The following is a 17457-nucleotide window of genomic DNA, read 5'->3' as shown; positions in this document are numbered from 1 at the left end:
GGTCGAAGATGTGTCTGCTCGCCGGGATCACAGGTCCGGGACGGGGATGTCGAGATTCGGGTAGGTGAGGCCACCGTCGACCTCGAGCGTCTTGCCGGTCAGGAAGTTGCCGGCTGGCGACGCCAAATACACTGCGGCAGCGGCAATGTCGATTGGATCGCCAAGGCGGCGCATGGGTGTCACCTTCTCCATCGGCTCGCGCAGTTCGTCGTTGGAGGCCACCACGTCCAGCGCGGAGGTCAGGATCGAGCCGGGCGCGATCGCGTTGACCCGGATCCGCGGGCACAGATCCAGCGCTGACGACCGGGTGTAATGGGCCAGCGCCGCTTTGGCGGTGGCATAGGCGGCGAAACCACGCCCGGCCAGGCGGCCCATGGTCGAGGTGATGTTGATGATGCTGCCGCCGCCGGAGTGCTCGAGCATCAGCGGCACCGCCGCAATGGTGAGCGCATGCGCCGTGGCGACGTTAAAGGTGAACGCGTCCTTGAGGTCCTTCGTCGACGTGGTGAGCAGCGTGTTGGGCATGGTGCCGCCGACGTTATTGACAACAATGTCCAGTTTCCCGAACGCCTCGACGGCCTGTTCGGCGAGCTTCGCGGTGGCCTCGGGATGGGCCAGGTCGGCGGCAACGATGTGGGCTTTGCGGCCCGCGGCACGGACCTGTTCGGCGACGGCCTCTAGTTGGGACTGCGTGCGCGAGGCGATGAGCACATCGGCGCCGGCTTCGGCGAACGCCACCGCGATGGCCGCCCCGAGACCACGGCCGCCACCAGTGATGACGGCGACTTTATCGTCGAGACGGAACCTGTCAAGGATCATTACGGCCTCTCTTCGTTGAGTTGTCGGCCGAAACGGAAGCAAGACCGACCGTCTCGGATCGCGGCATTTCTGGAACAGGTTCTAGTTTGGCATACCGTAGTGGCGATGCGACGTCCGCCTACCGGGTCGGTGTGGCCGTCTGCGCGGTGCGACGGAAATTGCAAACGCTCGCGATGGCCTGCGACGATGGCTGACGAATTCACCGAACATCGTCTCGTCCGTACGAAGGATTGAATTGAGAATCAACCGATTTGGTGCCGTCCTGTGCGTTCTAGCCACTGCTGCGGTGATGTCGTCGGCGTGTGCCAACGACGACAACGCGGTCGGTGAGAAGACGACCACACCGGCGGCGCCGGTGAAGGTGGTCTGCGGCGGCAAACCAAAACTCAAGGCCAGCGGGTCCACAGCCCAGGCCAACGCCATGACGCGGTTCGTCAAGGCGTACGAGCAGGCGTGCCCGGGCCACACGGTGAATTACACATCCAACGGCTCAGGTGCCGGAATCGGCGAATTCACGAGCAATCAAACCGATTTCGCGGGCTCAGACTCGACGCTGTCGCCCGGCGAGTACGGCGACGCACAACGTCGCTGCGGCTCGCCGGCGTGGCAGCTGCCGGTGGTGATCGGGCCGATCGCGATCACCTACAACGTCGACGGGTTGACGTCGCTGACCCTCGATGGTCAGACCGCGGCCAGGATCTTCAACGGCGGCATCACCAGGTGGAATGATCACGCCATCCAGGAACTCAACCCCGGCGTCAGCCTGCCCGCCGAGCCGATTCAGGTCGTGTTCCGCAGTGACGAGTCGGGGACCACGGACAACTTCCAGAAGTATCTCGACGCCGCTGCCCAGGGCGCATGGGGCAGGGGCGCGGGGAAGAAGTTCAATGGCGGAGTCGGCGAGGGCGCCAAGGGCAACGACGGCACCAGCGCGGCGGTCAAGGCCAACGACGGGTCGATCTCCTACAACGAGTGGTCATTCGCGCAAGCGCAACACCTGGGCACGGCCAAGATCGTCACGTCGGCGGGGCCGGATCCGGTGGCGATCAGCGCCGAGTCCGTGGGCAAGACGATTGCCGGAGCCTCCATTGTCGGGCAGAGCAACGACTTGGCGCTTGACACGATTTCGTTTTATCGCCCGAATCACCCGGGCGCGTACCCGATCGTCTTGGTGACCTACGAGGTTGTCTGCTCGAGGTATCCCGATCCCGAGGTCGGTGCGGCGGTGCGGGCGTTCCTGCAGAGCACCATCGGTGCTGGCCAGAATGGCTTGGGGGACAACGGATATGTTCGCGTTCCGGATACATTCATATTCCGTTTATCGGTTGCCGTCAACGCGGTCTCGTGATTCTAGGCCGTTCGAGTTTGCGACGGCGAGCGGGGTGGGTCGCCAAGCCGAAAGGCGATGGCGGGGACAAATTTTGCCGAACGTTAACCTGTTCTTACTGTAGCTTCCCGGTCGCGAGGAAGACGGTTGGTTTTGTAAGCTGCGGCTAGTGCTGCGGCGTTCAATCGTAAAGGTGAGGAACTGAATTGAAACTCAACCGGTTTGGCGGCTTGGTCGGGGTGCTGGCTGCTGGAACATTCGCTATCGCGGGATGTGGCAGCGACAACAACGCGACCGGCGGCGGTACCACATCGGGTGCGCCGTCGGGCAAGGTGACCTGCGGTGGCGCCAAGACGCTGAAGGCCAGCGGTTCGACAGCCCAGGCGAACGCGATGACGCGCTTCGTCAAGGCGTTCGAACAGGCCTGCCCGGGTCAGACATTGAACTACACGCCCAACGGCTCGGGTGCCGGCGTCCACGAATTCACAGGCGGTCAAACCGATTTCGGCGGATCGGACTCGCCGTTGAGCCACGATGAGTACGCGGCGGCGCAAACGCGCTGCGGCGGGTCGCCGGCGTGGAACCTGCCTACGGTGTTCGGCCCGATCGCGGTCACTTTCAACATCAACGGGGTGTCTTCGCTGAACGTCGACGGCCCCACTCTGGCGAAGATCTTCAACGGCGGTATCACCATGTGGAACGATCCGGCGATCCAAGCGATCAACGCGGGCGCAACTTTGCCAAGCGAGCCCATTCACGTCGTGTTCCGCAGTGACGAGTCCGGGACTACGGACAACTTCCAGAAGTATCTCGACGCCGCTTCCAACGGAGGGTGGGGCAAGGGCGCTGGCAAGAAGTTCAACGGCGGTGTCGGCGAGGGCGCCAAGGGTAACGACGGCACCAGTGCGGCCGTCAAAAGCACCGAGGGGTCCATCACCTACAACGAATGGTCTTTTGCCCAGGGGCAACACCTGAACATGGCCAAGGTCGTCACGTCGGCGGGACCGGATCCGGTGGCGATCAGCAGCGACTCGGTGGGCAAAACGATCGCCGGGGCCGCGATCGTCGGGCAGGGCAACGACCTGGTCCTCGATACGATTTCGTTCTACCGGCCGAAACAGTCGGGCGCGTACCCGATCGTGTTGGCGACGTATGAGGTTGTCTGCTCGAAGTACCCCGACTCCCAGGTCGGCTCGGCAGTCAAGGCGTTCCTGCAGAGCACCATCGGTCCCGGCCAGAATGGTTTGGCGGACAACGGATACATCCCGATTCCGGACGCGTTCGGATCGAGGCTGTCGGCTGCCGTCAACGCGATCACGTGACCTGAGGCTGTGGTGTCCGAAACACTGCGCGTGAGTCCGCCCGCGACACAGCCTGTCCCGGGGGCGGTGAATCGACGCGTGGTGCGGCGGGGCGACCAAATTTTCAAGTCGGTCGCCGCCGCCGCCGGCTCCACGATCGTGATCGCGATCGCGTTGATCGCGATATTTCTATTGATTCGCGCTATCCCAGCGCTGCAGGCCAACCACGCGAATTTCTTCACCAGCAACGAATTCGATACCAGCAACCCCGCGAAATTGGCCTTCGGTATCCACGACTTGCTGATGGTCACCGTGCTCAGTGCGACCAGCGCGCTGGTGGTGGCCGTGCCGGTTGCGATCGGCATCGCGGTCTTCCTCACCCAATATGCGCCGCCGCGGCTGGCGCGCCCGTTCGCCGCAATGGTTGATCTCTTGGCGGCGGTGCCCTCGATCATCTTCGGACTGTGGGGAATATTCGTGCTGGCGCCCAAACTGGAGCCGGTGGCCGAATTCCTGAATCGCAACCTGGGATGGATCTTTTTGTTCAAGCAGGGCAACGTGTCCTTGGCGGGCGGCGGGACCATCTTCACCGCCGGCATCGTGCTTTCGGTGATGATCCTGCCGATCATCACCTCGGTTTCACGAGAAGCCTTCCGCCAGACCCCGCGCATCCAGACGGAAGCGGCCCAGGCGCTGGGCGCCACCCGGTGGGAGGTGGTCCGATTGACCGTGCTGCCCTACGGTCGCAGCGGTGTGGTCGCGGCCTCGATGCTGGGGCTGGGCCGCGCGCTGGGCGAAACCGTTGCGGTGCTGATCATCTTGCGCGCGGGGGCCCGGCCCGGTAACTGGTCGTTGTTCGACGGCGGTTACACGTTTGCCTCGAAGATCGCATCCGCGGCATCCGAATTCAGCGAACCGCTGCCGACCGGGGCCTATATCTCAGCTGGGTTCGCGTTGTTCGTGATCACGTTCGTGGTCAACGCTGCCGCCCGCGCGATCGCCGGCGGGAAGGTCAACGCATGAGCACCGAGACACTGCGTGAGCCGGTCAAAGCCACCGTAGTCGAGCCGGTCAGTATGCGGCGCAAGATCAAAAACCACATCGCGACAACGCTTTTCTTCACTTCGTTCGGTGTCGCGCTGGTGCCGCTGGTCTGGGTGCTCTGGGTGGTGATCGAGCGGGGAGGGTATGCCGTCACCCGGTCGAATTGGTGGACCCACTCGCTGCGCGGAGTGCTGCCGGAGGAGTTCGCCGGCGGGGTTTACCACGCGCTGTATGGAACGCTGGTGCAGGCCGGCGTGGCTTCCCTGCTGGCCGTGCCGCTTGGCTTGATGACGGCGGTGTTGCTGGTGGAATACGGTTCGGGACGGTTGGCGCGGGTGACCACGTTCATGGTCGACGTGCTTGCCGGAGTTCCCTCGATCGTGGCGGCACTGTTCATCTTCAGTCTGTGGATCGCCACCTTGGGTTTTCAGCAGAGCGCCTTCGCCGTGGCGCTGGCGCTGGTCCTGCTGATGTTGCCGGTCGTGGTGCGGTCCACCGAGGAGATGCTGCGGTTGGTACCCGACGAACTTCGGGAGGCCAGTTACGCGTTGGGTGTTCCCAAATGGAAAACGATTGTGCGGATTGTCTTTCCGATCGCGATGCCGGGCGTCGTATCGGGCATTCTGCTCGCCGTCGCGCGCGTGATCGGCGAAACCGCCCCGGTACTGGTCTTGGTCGGTTACAGCCGGGCTATCAACCTCGATGTCTTCCACGGCAATATGGCGTCGCTGCCGCTGCTGATCTACACCGAGCTCACCAATCCGGAGCACGCGGGCTTCCTGCGGATCTGGGGCGCGGCGCTGACGTTGATCATTATTGTGGCCGCCATCAATCTCGTTGCCGCGGGCTTCCGCTTCTTGACCGGGCGACCGCGCGGAGAGAGTTTCACCCGGGCTTGATTGCGATCCTGAGAGATCAGGATCGTGACGCCGCTTTAGCGGGCGACTTCTTGGCCGGCGCCTTCTTCGCGGCAGTCTTTTTGGCGGGCGCTTTCTTGGCGGCCGTCTTCTTCGCCGGCGCCTTTCCGTCGCCGGAGCGCGCCTTCACGCTGGCCTCCAGCTTGGCGAGCAAATCGGATACGTCTTCGGTCTCGTCCAGCTCTTTGGGCTTCTCCTCGGCGGTAAATGCCTCTCCGCCTTCAAGTTTCGCATCGACGAGCTCCTGCAGCTGCTCCTGGTAGGTGTCTCGGTAGCGGTCTGGATTGAAGTCCTCGGCCATCGACTCGACCACCTGCCCGGCCATCTTCAGCTCTGCTGGCTTGATCTCGACCTTCTTGTCCAGTACCGGGAAGTCGGGATCGCGAATCTCGTCCGGCCACAACAAGGTGTGGACCACCATAACGTCACGCTTGCCAAAGTCCTTGACCCGCAACGCCGCGAGCCGGGTCTTGTTGCGTAGCGTGAAATGAACGATTGCCATGCGGTCGGTCTCGGCCAGTGTCTTGGCCAGCAGTACATACGATTTGGACGACTTGGAGTCCGGCTCGAGGAAATAACTGCGATCGAACATCATCGGGTCGACGTCGGCGGCCGGGACGAACTCCAGCACCTCGATTTCGCGGCTGCGTTCTTCGGGCAGCGTGGAGATGTCGTCGTCGGTGATCACCACCATCTGCCCGTCGTCGGATTCGTAGGCACGAGCGATGTCCCGGTATTCGACGACCTCGCCATCCAGCTCGCACACCCGCTGGTAGCGGATGCGGCCGTTGTCCTTGGCGTGCACCTGATGGAACTTGATGTCGTGGTCCTCGGTCGCGCTGTATACCTTGACCGGCACGTTGACGAGCCCGAACGCGATCGAACCCTTCCAGATGGAGCGCATGTAAGTCAGTATGCCCATACCACCGCCGGCAAAACAGCTCGACAGGCCCGTGAGCTGGGATTGAGCAGGTTTCACCGGGTCGCTGCAGAGCGGATTGTCCCGGGCCGCAACTGCTGGTCGGCGGCCAAGAAACGGCGAAACTTGTTGACCGTCAATCTGATCAGGGCGTCACCGGCGGCGGCGCGTCCCCGGAATAGTGGCGAACCTGATTGCCCCCGGCGCGTTTGGCCTCATACATAGCGGCGTCTGACGTCCTGATCAGATCGTCGATGAGCTCCATGGCCGGGGTGATCGCGGCGGTGCGCAGCGGCGCGCTAGAGGTGCCGATGCTAGCGGTGATGTCAAACGGTATGGCGGCTATCGCGTCGCAAATCCGTTCGGCCATCCTCGTGGGGTCGGGCGTGGTCTTGATGTCGGCGACGACAAACTCTTCGCCGCCGGCCCGTCCGATCACGGCAGTGGCGCGACAGCTCTGCTGAAGCGCCGCGGCGACGGCGACCAACGCCTGATCGCCCGCGGCGTGGCCGTGCGTGTCGTTGAGCCGTTTGAAGTTGTCGAGATCGACGACCGCGACCACCAGATAGGAGCCCGCTGTGTTGCGGTGAACCCGGATCAGTTCGTATGCCGAGTTGTTGAAGGAGCGCCGGTTGTGCAGGCCGGTGAGTGGGTCACGACCGGAGCTCTGCAGATCGGTTCGCAGCGTATGCACCAACGACTGCATGCCCACCGGAACGCCGATGTTGAGTCCTACCACGACGATCAGGGAAGCGGCGGTCAGCGCTACGTCGCCCGTGTCCGCGATGGTGCGATAGGACAGGACCACCACGCACGTTGCCGCCACGGCGAAGTTGGTGAGCACGTAGCCAAACGTGTGGAAGTAGGCGATGTAGCCGCCCAGGATCGCGAAAGTCGTGCAACACATCAATCCCACGTATGGGTTCGACAGCGTTAACAGTGCCGCTGCGATGCCCGCCATGGCGATCAGCGACCAGCTGCTCGACTGACGTCGTGAGGGCCAGCGTTTCAGCCGCAGGCTCGCGCCGGTGACCCCCAACGCCGACGCCACGAGGGTCACCGTTCGGGTCACCGGATCCGCGGGCCCGGCCGGGCTCCAGAGCATGATCAGCGGGAACGCCGTGAATGACGCGATGAAGACTGCCGATATCCTGCGCCACTGTTTCAGAAGGCCATGACTGTCCAGGTAGGCACTGATCCAGTCGAACTGGTCTGGCTGCTTTGCCACGGAACTCGTCCATACCTCCTGGTGTTCGCCAAACGCCTGGACCGCTGCCGACTCAGCGTCCAGGCAGCGCTGCGACTTGACGAGCCGACTTTACGCTGGAATTCGGCCGAGTTCGGGTACCGCGGTGCCGGCGTGAAACCGCCGGGGCTAGAGGGCGATTGAGCGCAGGGCGGCACGATCGGGCAAATCGGCGCCGGCGCGACCGACGGTCAGCGCCGATACCAGCCCCGCCGCCTCGAATGCCGCGGTCAATTCCTCGAGCTGAATTTTGGCAAGGGCGGCCCGCCGTTCGCCGCCAAATAGGTCCATTTCCCAGAGTGCGTCGAGCAGGCCGACCATGAATGCGTCGCCGGCGCCGATGGTGTCGACCACCTCGGCCTGTTTGGCGGCCACGTGTGCCTCGCCCGCCGCGCAGAACGCCCGCGAACCGTTTTCGCCCATTGTCACGGCGACGATCGCGGGCCCGCGCGCCAACCAGGCGCGGGCCGTGTGCTCCGGCTCGCGGTCGGGATCGATCCAGCTCAGATCCTCATCGCTGACCTTGACGATGTCGCTGCGCTCGACGAGATTGTCGATGCGTTGACGCGCCAGATCCCGGTTCGCGATCAGCGACGGCCGGACGTTGGGATCCAGCGTGATCGTGGCGGATAACCGGTAGGCGTCGAGTAGCGCGGCGACCGCCAAGCACCCCGGCTCGCGCACGGCCGCGATCGACCCGGTGTGCACCAATAACGGCGGGGGAACTTCCGGTGTGCCGCGCAGTTGCCAGTCCAGATCGAAGGTGTAGGTTGCGGATCCGTCTTCGGTGATCGTCGCCGTCGCGGTCGGTGTGCGAGCGGCGGTCATGCTTCCCGGAACTAGCTGTGCGCCAGAGGATTTGATGTAATCCGCGATCCGCCGCCCACGCGAGTCGTCGGCGATGTGGGTCAGGAAGTCGACGTCGCGGCCGAGCCGGCTGAGTCCGATGGCGACGTTGAGCGGACTGCCGCCGACATGTTCGTCGCCTTCGACGATATCGATCAGCGACTCGCCGATCACCAGGACCCTCATCGCACCAACGCTTCCAGCGTCGCGTGAGCTCCCTTGCTGTGCAACGAATCCAGCGCCCAGCGGTATGCCTCGACAAACCGATGCTGATGGGACAGGTCGGCGAATACCGCGATGATCTCGATGAACGCGCATGCGTTTTCGCGGTGCGACCGGGCGATCGGGATGAGCGAATCCGACAGCTGGTCGAGCACCTCGTACGGCTCGCCCCACTCGTCGACGCCCTCGGCGTAGCGGGCCCAACTGGCCACGGCCGCTGAAGCCAGGTGAATCGGCCCGTCGTTGGCCAGGTTGTCGCGGATGACGGGCAACAGCCACTTCGGTATGCGGTCCGACGAGTAGGCACACAGCCGGGCGACGGTGTCGCGCACGGCAGGGTTGGCGAACCGCTCGATCAGGGTGCGGCCGTAGTCATGCAGGTCGACCCCCGGCACCGGCGGCAGCGTCGGGATGGCCTCGGTGTCGAAGTAGGCAAGCAAGTACTTGGCGAACAACGGATCCTGCGCCGCTTCGTGAACGAACTCGAAACCGCAGAGGTGGGCGAAGTAACACAGGCACTGATGCCCCGCGTTGAGCAGGCGAAGCTTCATCCGCTCGTATGGGCGCACATCGTCGACCATCAGCACGCCCGCTTTCTCCAGCGGCGGTCGGCCATCGACGAACTCGTCCTCTAGCACCCAGGCGGAAAACGGCTCGGCCACCACCGGCCACCGGTCGTTGACGCCGAAGTCGCGGCGCACTTCCGCGGCCATCTCTAAAGTCGTTGCCGGGGTGATGCGATCGACCATCGAACTCGGAAACCGGCTGTGCTCGGCCACCCATGCCGCCAACTCGGGGTCTATGCGTTCGGCGCTTGCCAGCACCGTACGCCGGGCGACCTCACCGTTGTTTTCGATGTTGTCGCAGGACACGATCGTCGGCGCGGGGATTCCTCGATCGCGTCGCCGGGCGAGCGCCTGGGTGATCAACGTGAACGCCGGCCCACCGGGATCGCGGTAACCGCCTTCGGTGATGGTCAGCGAAATGATCCGGGTGGACGGCGCGGCAAGAACCTCCAACGCCGACTCCGGATCGTCCGGGGCGTAGCGATAGTCGACGATCGAGCCGATCACTTGGGCGTCCCGGCTGCCGTCGGGGTTCTCCAAGATCAGCGTGTAGAGCCCGTCTTGATCGGTCAGGACATCGCGCATGGTCCAGTCGGCGGGCATGACACCCACCCCGCAGATGCCCCACTCGTGCGCCAGGCCCTGCTGCAGCAGCAGATTGATGTAGGCAGCCTGATGCGCGCGATGGAAGTGACCGGCGCCAATGTGCGCGATACCGACGCTGACGCCGTCACGGTCGTATTTCGGCGCGTCGATCGGCAACTGGGAGAGCGACGCATTGTTCAGATCGATTGCGCTGGCCATCGTTGGCCACCTCCTCCCCGGGCCACCGCCCGGATCGCTACTGCCGGGGCCGATGCCCCCTACGCGAGCGGTGAACCGCCAGTCGGCACCGCCGACAGCAGCAGGAAATCGGCTAGCGCACGCCACGACTCGGTGATCGCGACTGCGCCGGCATCGATCAGTTCTGCACGGCGGCAATCCCGTTCGTCAGGTAGTAGAAACATCAGGTTACCGACGGTGGGGTAGCCCGCTGCGACCGCGGAAGAAACGCCGGCCACGGAGTCTTCGATGGCCAGCCCCTGTTCGGACGCGACGCCCAGCGCCTGGCCGGCATGCAGATAGACCGCCGGGTCGGGTTTGCTCGTCGGCACCGGAAGCGAATCCTCAGCGCTGAAGCTCACCGACTCCGATATCAGCGCATCGAGGCCCGTGGCAGCGAAGCAGGCACCGAGGCGCTTGGTGGCGCTGGAGCTGACCGCCGCGAGGGCGTAGTGCGCCGCGAGGTCGCGCAACGGTTCGAGCACCTGCGGATCGGGCGTCAGGGTGCGGGCCAGATGAGCGGTGACGCGTTCGCGCTCCTCGCGCACCCACTCCTCGAGGTCGTCGACGGACAAGGCGTTGCCGCCGGCCAAGTCGCCGGCCGAGGCGACCACCGCGGCGGGACGGCCCTGGGCCAACGCCTGCTCGAGCGGGACGTCACACTGCACCGCCAGGTCGAGCGCGATGGTACGGAAGTTCTTTCCGACCGCCCGCTTGCGCAACTCCTCCGGGCTGAGCGGAGCCGGGACGCCGAACCGGGCCAGGAAACGATTCACGACCTCGGTCGATGCCTCGAACGCGGGCCGCTCCGAGGCAAACAGGTTGTCGTCGGCGTCGCAGAGCAAGGTGGTGATCGGCGCTGGGTCGAAGGCGTGCACGAGCGTCAGTGCGCTGTTCATCGCGACACCAACTCGTCGTTGCGCATCGCGTCCCGCAGCGTGGGCACCACGCCGTGCTCGTCGATATCGGCAATCAGCTCGCCCAGGCGGTCGGCAAAACCAGGAACACCGCGCACCTGGGCGAACATCTCATGGCCCAGCAGCGGATCGGGGTTGTTGCTTGCCATGTTGGCCAACCTAACCACCGGAACCGCCTGCGAGTCCTCGAGGGTGATTTTGCGCCCGTTGAGGTCATGGCCGCGCATGTAGCGAGCCCAACCGGCAACAGCCAACATCGTGGTTGATGTCACAAAGAAGTCGACGGTAGCGAGCGATAATCGGAGGTCAAAGGAGTTAATCCGGTATAAACGCGTAGGTTGACTCTCATGGCACCACGGGTGAAGCTGACGAACCCCGACAAGGTGCTCTACCCTGCCGCCGGCACCACCAAGTCCGACGTCTTCGCCTACTACACCGCAATCGCCGAAGTGATGCTGCCACACATCGCCGGCCGTGCGGCCACCCGTAAGCGCTGGCCCAATGGCGTTGAGCAGTCATCGTTTTTCGAAAAGCAGCTGGCTGCCTCGGCTCCTGAGTGGTTGCCGCGCGCCAGCATTACCCACCGGTCCGGAACGACGACGTATCCGATCATCGACAGTGTCGACGGACTGGCCTGGATCGCGCAGCAGGCGGCGCTGGAAGTACACGTGCCACAGTGGCGGTTCGTCGCGCAGTGGACCCGCAGAAACGCCGAAGAACTCAAGCCCGGGCCCGCAACACGATTGGTGTTCGACTTGGACCCGGGTGAGGGCGTCACGATGGCGCAGCTGGCCGAGGTGGCCCGGGCGGTACGGGACCTGATCGCCGATATCGGGCTGACCACCTTCCCCCTCACCAGCGGCAGCAAGGGACTGCACCTCTATGCGCCACTGGAGGAGCCGGTGAGCAGCAATGGGGCCACCGTACTGGCGAAACGCGTTGCACAACAACTGGAAACATCGATGCCTAAGCTGGTCACCTCGACGATGACCAAGAGCCTGCGGGCCGGCAAGGTATTCCTGGATTGGAGCCAGAACAACGGATCCAAGACCACGATCGCGCCGTACTCGCTGCGTGGCAGACAGTACCCGACCGTCGCGGCACCCCGCAGCTGGGAGGAACTCGACGACCCGGGGCTGACGCAGCTGCGCTACGACGAGGTGCTGACCCGCGTCGACCGCGACGGAGATCTGCTGGAGCCGCTGGATGCCGATGCACCCGTCGCGGACCGGCTGACGAAGTATCGCAGCATGCGCGACGCGGCGAAGACCCCGGAGCCGGTTCCTGACGCGAAACCTGCCGCAGGACAGGGAAATACATTCGTCATCCAGGAGCATCATGCCCGCCGGCTGCACTACGATTTCCGGCTGGAACGAGACGGCGTACTGGTGTCGTGGGCGGTGCCGAAGAACCTGCCCGAGACGACGTCGGTGAATCATCTCGCGGTGCACACCGAAGACCATCCCTTGGAATACGGCACGTTCGAGGGCGACATTCCCAAGGGTGAATACGGCGCCGGCAAGGTGGTCATCTGGGATTCCGGAACTTACGACACCGAGAAGTTTCGCGACGACGAGGTGATCGTGAATCTGCACGGCAGCCGAATTTCCGGACGCTACGCCCTGATTCAGACCAAGGGTGACCAGTGGCTGGCGCACCGGATGAAAGACCAGAAGGTCTTCGAGTTCGACGAGGTCGCTCCGATGCTCGCCACGCATGGTTCGGTGGCTAAGCTCAAGTCCGGCCAGTGGGCCTTCGAGGGAAAGTGGGACGGTTACCGGCTGCTGATCGAGGCGGATCGCGGCAGTGTGCGAGCCCGGTCCAGAAGCGGCCGTGACGTCACCAAGGAGTATCCGCAATTAGCTTCGCTGGCAAAAGATCTGGTCGATCATCACGTGGTGCTCGACGGCGAGATCGTGGCGCTGGACGAATCCGGGGTACCCAGCTTCAACGAGATGCAGAACCGCAACCGCGCCACCCGCATCGAGTTCTGGGCGTTCGACCTGGTTTACCTGGACGGTCGCTCGCTGCTGCGGGCGAAGTACGCCGACCGTCGCAAACTTCTGGAAACTCTCGCCAGCGCAACCAGTCTCATCGTTCCCGAGCTGGTCCCCGGCAACGACGGCGCGCAGGCGCTCGAGTATTCCCGCAAGCACGGCTGGGAGGGCGTGGTCGCCAAGAAGCGCGACTCCACCTATCAGCCGGGCCGACGCTCGTCGTCCTGGGTCAAGGACAAGCATTGGAGCACACAGGAAGTCGTCATCGGCGGCTGGAAGGCCGGAGAAGGCGGGCGCACCAGCGGAATCGGTTCGCTGATGGTCGGTATTCCGGGCAGTGGCGGGCTGCACTTCGTGGGCAGGGTCGGCACCGGCTTCACCGAGCGTGACCTGGCCAACTTGAAAAAGACGCTGGCGCCGCTGCACACCGACGAATCCCCGTTCGATGCCAGGCTGCCCACCCGCGACGCCAAGGGCGTGACGTTCGTCGAGCCGGTCCTGGTGGGCGAGGTGCGCTACAGCGAATGGACGCCGGATGGTCGCTTGCGCCAACCGAGTTGGCGTGGACTGCGACCAGACAAGAAGCCGAGTGAGGTGGTGCGCGAATGAAATGGGTGACCTTTCGAGGAGCCGACGGCGAGCAGACCGGGGTGCTCTCCGACGATGTGATCCACCCGATGCCGCCGGGGGTAACGCTGCTCGACCTCGTCGCGCGCGGTGCCGACGGCCTGCGCCAGGCCGGTGAGGAAGCGCAGCGTCGCGACCCGGTGCGGCTGAATGACGTGGTGTTGGCGGCGCCGATCCCCCGGCCGCCGTCGATCCGGGATTCCCTGTGCTTTCTGGACCACATGCGCAACTGCCAGGCAGCGGTGGGCGGTCCACGGGTCCTCAGCGATACCTGGTATCGCATCCCGGCGTTCTACTTCGCTTGTCCGGCAACCGTTCTGGGGCCTTATGACGATGCGCCTATGGCGCCCGGAAGTGCTTGGCAGGACTTCGAACTGGAGATCGCCGCGGTCATCGGAACGAGCGGCAAAGATCTGACGGTGGAGCAGGCCGAACAGGCCATCATCGGCTACACCATCTTCAACGACTGGTCGGCGCGCGACCTGCAGCAGCTGGAAACCCAACTCGCGATCGGACAGGGCAAGGGCAAAGACAGCGGAGTCACGCTGGGCCCCTACTTGGTGACACCCGATGAGCTCGAGGAGTATCGCCACCCCGCCAATCCTGGCAAGCTCGACCTGCAGGTCACCGCACTGGTCAACGATCACGTGATCGGATCGGGCTCGACGGCCCAAATGGATTGGAGCTTCGGCGAAGTCATCTCCTTCGTTTCGCGCGGTGTACAGCTCACGCCCGGTGACGTCATCGGCTCCGGCACGGTGCCGACCTGCACGCTGGTCGAACACCTCAGCTTGACCCGGCTGGAGTCGTTCCCCGGGTGGCTGCGCGACGGTGACGTCGTCACGCTGCGGGTGCAGGGTTTGGGCGAGACCCGGCAGACCGTCCGGGCCACTAGCCCGCCGCACCGGTTGGCTCCCCGGCCGAATCCGGAAGCCGCACCCGCACCGAACCGGGTCAACCGGGCGCCGGCGCGGGTACCCTACACCCGCGGGCTGCACGAGGTCGCAGATCGGGTGTGGGCGTGGACATTGCCGGACGGAGGCTACGGCTGGAGCAACGCCGGTCTGGTCAGCGGCGACGGCGCCTCACTACTGGTCGACACCCTGTTCGACTTGGCGTTGACCCGCGAAATGCTGACCGCGATGGGCTCGTTCACCGACCGGGCGCCGATCACTGACGCGCTGATCACTCACTCCAACGGTGATCACACCCACGGCAACCAACTGCTCGACCCGTCGGTGCGGATCATCGCCGCGCAGGGCACGGCCGACGAGATCGAGCACGGGATGGCGCCCGAGATGCTCGCCATGGTGCAGACCGCCAATCTTGGGCCGGTCGCGACGCCGTACACGCGAGACCGGTTTGGGCCCTTCGACTTCAGTGGCATCAAAGTGCGCAACGCCGACCAGACGTTCGACCGTGAACTGTCCATCGAGATCGGCGGCCGGCGGATCGAGCTGTTGAACCTGGGTCCGGCGCACACCGCGGCGGACTCGGTGGTGCATGTGCCCGACGCCGGAGTGCTGTTCGGTGGCGATCTGCTGTTCATCGGCTGCACCCCGATCGTGTGGGCGGGCCCGATCGACAACTGGATCGCGGCCTGCGATGCGATGATCGCGCTGGACGCTCCGACGGTGGTGCCCGGGCACGGTCCGGTGACCGACCCCGACGGGATCCGTGCCGTCCGTGGCTATCTCGTGCACGTTGCCGAGCAAGCCAAGGCCGCCTACGACAAGGGTCTGCCGTGGGCCCAGGCCGCGGACACCATCGATCTCGGCGAGTACGCCAGCTGGCTGGACGCCGAGCGAGTGGTAGTCAACGTCTACCAACGCTATCGCGAACTCGACCCGGACACACCACAATTGGAAACGATGGCGTTGCTGGTGATGCAGGCCGAGTGGTTGGCCAAACGCGGCTGAGCTTGCGCTACTTCAAGACGGCGGTTACGAAGCCGACGTTGGTATGCCGGGCCCTGCCGATCGGCCGTCCGCAGTTCCGGCAGAACCTGTGGCGTCGGAGGTCGTGCAGCCGCCTGCGGTGGCACCCATGTCGAGGTGAAACCGCGATGCGCCTAGTCGGTAAACAACGACATCGCATACGGTTTCGATATGCCTGCCGTGGAACTGGAAACTCTCGAGGACAACATCGCCTGTATCACCCTGAACCGCCCGGCTCGTCTCAATGCGATCGACGGTTCGTTGATCGACGGCGTGGACGCCGCCCTGGACGTGCTCAGCGGCGGCCAGTACCGGGTCGCGATCATCACCGGTGCCGGACGCGGATTCTGCGCCGGCGCAGATCTGAGCGGCACTGGCCAGGCCTGGACCCGTCCGGCCGGCCGGCAAACCCCGGCGTTCAAGGTCAACTACGACGCTCAGGTACGGCTGGCCAACCTCTACACCCGAATCTACGAACTGGACATCCCCGTGATCGCGGCGGTCAACGGCGTCGCAGTCGGTGGCGGCCTGGCGTTCACGTTGGTCAGCGATATCCGGGTGGCGTCGCAACAGGCCCGGTTCGGCTCGGTGTTCATCAAGGCCGGCTTCTCGTCGATGGACATGGGCACCAGTTATCTGCTGCCGAAAATCGTCGGTGCCGGCGTGGCGCGCGAGTTGATGCTGACCGGCCGGATCATCGACGCCGACGAGGCCTACCGCATCAAGCTGGTGCACGAGGTGGTCGCGCCCGACGAGCTGATGCCGGCGGCGTTGCGCAAGGCCCGCGAGATCGCCGAGAACAATGCTTATGGCGTGTGGCAGACCAAGATTGGGCTCAACGTCGCGCTCGATGCGCCCAGTTTGCGGCATGCCATCGAGATCGAGAATCGCACTCAGATCCTCAGCGGCTTCACGAACAACCCTGCCGAGGCGGCCACGGCGCACATGGAGAAGCGGGCTCCCAAGTGGGATCCGCTGTGAGGCCAGAGCTTTGGGCGGCGGGCCGCTTCGCCCGGTTTCGCCGCGCTTGCGACCGCCGCTAGACCTTCGCGATGACGTTCTCGGCAAACATCTCGAGGTTGCGGATCTTGCTCTCCAGCGGCTCGGTGTCGTTGCCCTTGATGTAGGGGATGCGGAACCCGACGATGGCGTCGGTGACGCCCTTGTCCTCCAACCGCTTGATGCCGTCGACGGTGTAGGCGTCCGCCGAGATCACGTGAATCTGGAACGGGCCGGTCTTGCCGGCCTCTTCGCGATACCGCTTGAGCTTGGCCAGGAGCCCGTCGAGTTCCTCCGGGTCGCCGCCGCCGTGCATCCAGCCGTCCAGGCGGGCGGCGCGTTTCAGCGCGGCGTCGGCGTGGCCGCCGATCAGCACCGGGATCGGTTGGGTGGGAGCCGGTGTCATCTTCGTCTTGGGGATGTCGTAGAACTCGCCGTGGAATTCGAAATAGTCGCCGCTGGTGAGGCCCTGGATGATTTCGATGCATTCGTCCATGCGCTTGCCGCGCTTGGCGAACGGGACACCGAGCAACTCGTAGTCCTCCGGCCACGGGCTGGTACCGACCCCGAAGCCCACCCGGTTGTTGGTCAAGGCGGCCAGCGAGCCAATCTGTTTGGCCACCAACGCCGGCGGCCGGATGGGCAGCTTGAGGACGAAGAAGTTGAAGTGCAGCTTCGTCGTCACCGCGCCCAATGCCCCTGTCAGCACGAAGGTTTCGATGAACTCCTTGCCGTCCAGGAATTCGCGGTTGCCGTCCGGGGTGTACGGATACTTCGAGTCGGATTCGAAGGGGTAGGCGATGCTGTCGGCGATCGTCATCGCGTGGTAGCCGGCCGCCTCGGCGGCTTGGGCCAGCGGGATGTAGTACCGGTAGTCGGTCATCGCCTCTGCGTAGGTGAAGCGCACGTCATCCGCCTTCCTTGTGGGGGCCGTCACACGACACTAGAACG

15 protein-coding genes are annotated in these 17457 nt (G+C 64.5%); 7 read left to right on the top strand and 8 right to left on the bottom strand.

The features are described 5' to 3' along the window. Positions 1 to 27 precede the first annotated feature (27 nt). Positions 28 to 819, bottom strand: coding sequence for an SDR family oxidoreductase (locus MJO58_RS23005; RefSeq protein ID WP_239721100.1), 792 nt, complete (start codon positions 817 to 819; stop codon positions 28 to 30). 235 nt (positions 820 to 1054) lie between these two features. Here MJO58_RS23005 and pstS (MJO58_RS23000) point away from each other — a divergent pair, with 235 nt between their 5' ends. From pstS (MJO58_RS23000) to pstA, 4 genes are all read left to right on the top strand, one after another. Continuing rightward, positions 1055 to 2167: a phosphate ABC transporter substrate-binding protein PstS gene (pstS, locus tag MJO58_RS23000; protein ID WP_090606205.1), complete on the top strand. Its 1113-nt coding sequence runs from the start codon at positions 1055 to 1057 to the stop codon at positions 2165 to 2167. 185 nt (positions 2168 to 2352) lie between these two features. Next, complete coding sequence (pstS, locus tag MJO58_RS22995; protein WP_239721099.1) at positions 2353 to 3468, top strand: phosphate ABC transporter substrate-binding protein PstS; 1116 nt, start codon at positions 2353 to 2355, stop codon at positions 3466 to 3468. 30 nt (positions 3469 to 3498) lie between these two features. After that, entirely contained in the window at positions 3499 to 4470 is a 972-nt protein-coding gene (gene pstC, locus MJO58_RS22990; protein WP_090609582.1) for a phosphate ABC transporter permease subunit PstC, read from the top strand. Continuing rightward, positions 4467 to 5390 carry a phosphate ABC transporter permease PstA gene (pstA, locus tag MJO58_RS22985; protein WP_090606200.1) on the top strand — a complete coding sequence of 308 codons (924 nt, stop codon included), beginning with the start codon at positions 4467 to 4469 and terminating at the stop codon, positions 5388 to 5390. The genes pstC and pstA overlap by 4 nt, the downstream gene beginning before the upstream one ends. Before the next feature lie 16 nt (positions 5391 to 5406). Here the strand turns inward: pstA and ku are convergent, their stop codons facing one another. The 6 genes from ku to MJO58_RS22955 all read right to left on the bottom strand — a co-directional run bounded on the left by ku (position 5407) and on the right by MJO58_RS22955 (position 11218). Continuing rightward, on the bottom strand, positions 5407 to 6312 hold the full coding sequence (gene ku / locus MJO58_RS22980; protein ID WP_090609581.1) for a non-homologous end joining protein Ku: 906 nt from the start codon (positions 6310 to 6312) through the stop codon (positions 5407 to 5409). Between the two features lie 160 nt (positions 6313 to 6472). Beyond that, positions 6473 to 7555: a GGDEF domain-containing protein gene (locus MJO58_RS22975; protein ID WP_239721098.1), complete on the bottom strand. Its 1083-nt coding sequence runs from the start codon at positions 7553 to 7555 to the stop codon at positions 6473 to 6475. A 147-nt stretch (positions 7556 to 7702) separates the two neighbouring features. Next, the gene (locus tag MJO58_RS22970; RefSeq protein WP_239721097.1) at positions 7703 to 8605 is read right to left on the bottom strand and encodes a carbohydrate kinase family protein; all 903 of its coding nucleotides are present in this window, start codon (positions 8603 to 8605) and stop codon (positions 7703 to 7705) included. Then, positions 8602 to 10011 (bottom strand): mannitol dehydrogenase family protein, encoded by a 1410-nt coding sequence (locus MJO58_RS22965; protein ID WP_239721096.1) that lies wholly within the window; start codon positions 10009 to 10011, stop codon positions 8602 to 8604. Before MJO58_RS22965 ends, MJO58_RS22970 begins: the two co-directional genes overlap by 4 nt. 59 nt (positions 10012 to 10070) lie before the next feature. Further along, entirely contained in the window at positions 10071 to 10928 is an 858-nt protein-coding gene (locus MJO58_RS22960) for an HAD-IA family hydrolase (protein ID WP_239721095.1), read from the bottom strand. Further along, the gene (locus MJO58_RS22955) at positions 10925 to 11218 is read right to left on the bottom strand and encodes a hypothetical protein (protein ID WP_239721094.1); all 294 of its coding nucleotides are present in this window, start codon (positions 11216 to 11218) and stop codon (positions 10925 to 10927) included. The genes MJO58_RS22960 and MJO58_RS22955 overlap by 4 nt, the downstream gene beginning before the upstream one ends. Before the next feature lie 75 nt (positions 11219 to 11293). Between MJO58_RS22955 and MJO58_RS22950 the strand changes: the two genes are divergently transcribed. From MJO58_RS22950 to MJO58_RS22940, 3 genes are all read left to right on the top strand, one after another. After that, positions 11294 to 13552 carry an ATP-dependent DNA ligase gene (locus MJO58_RS22950; protein ID WP_239721093.1) on the top strand — a complete coding sequence of 753 codons (2259 nt, stop codon included), beginning with the start codon at positions 11294 to 11296 and terminating at the stop codon, positions 13550 to 13552. Beyond that, positions 13549 to 15489 carry a fumarylacetoacetate hydrolase family protein gene (locus MJO58_RS22945; protein WP_239721092.1) on the top strand — a complete coding sequence of 647 codons (1941 nt, stop codon included), beginning with the start codon at positions 13549 to 13551 and terminating at the stop codon, positions 15487 to 15489. The genes MJO58_RS22950 and MJO58_RS22945 overlap by 4 nt, the downstream gene beginning before the upstream one ends. Before the next feature lie 198 nt (positions 15490 to 15687). Further along, positions 15688 to 16488, top strand: a complete 801-nt coding sequence (locus tag MJO58_RS22940) for an enoyl-CoA hydratase/isomerase family protein (RefSeq protein ID WP_239723415.1) — start codon at positions 15688 to 15690, stop codon at positions 16486 to 16488. A gap of 58 nt (positions 16489 to 16546) precedes the next feature. On the opposite strand, the gene MJO58_RS22935 is transcribed toward MJO58_RS22940, so the two are convergent. After that, positions 16547 to 17413, bottom strand: coding sequence for an LLM class flavin-dependent oxidoreductase (locus MJO58_RS22935; protein ID WP_239721091.1), 867 nt, complete (start codon positions 17411 to 17413; stop codon positions 16547 to 16549). Between the last annotated feature and the right edge of the window lie 44 nt (positions 17414 to 17457).

The sequence above is a fragment of the Mycobacterium lentiflavum genome, from assembly GCF_022374895.2.
GTDB classification, from domain to species: domain Bacteria; phylum Actinomycetota; class Actinomycetes; order Mycobacteriales; family Mycobacteriaceae; genus Mycobacterium; species Mycobacterium lentiflavum.
This window is presented reverse-complemented; position numbering and strand designations above follow the sequence as displayed.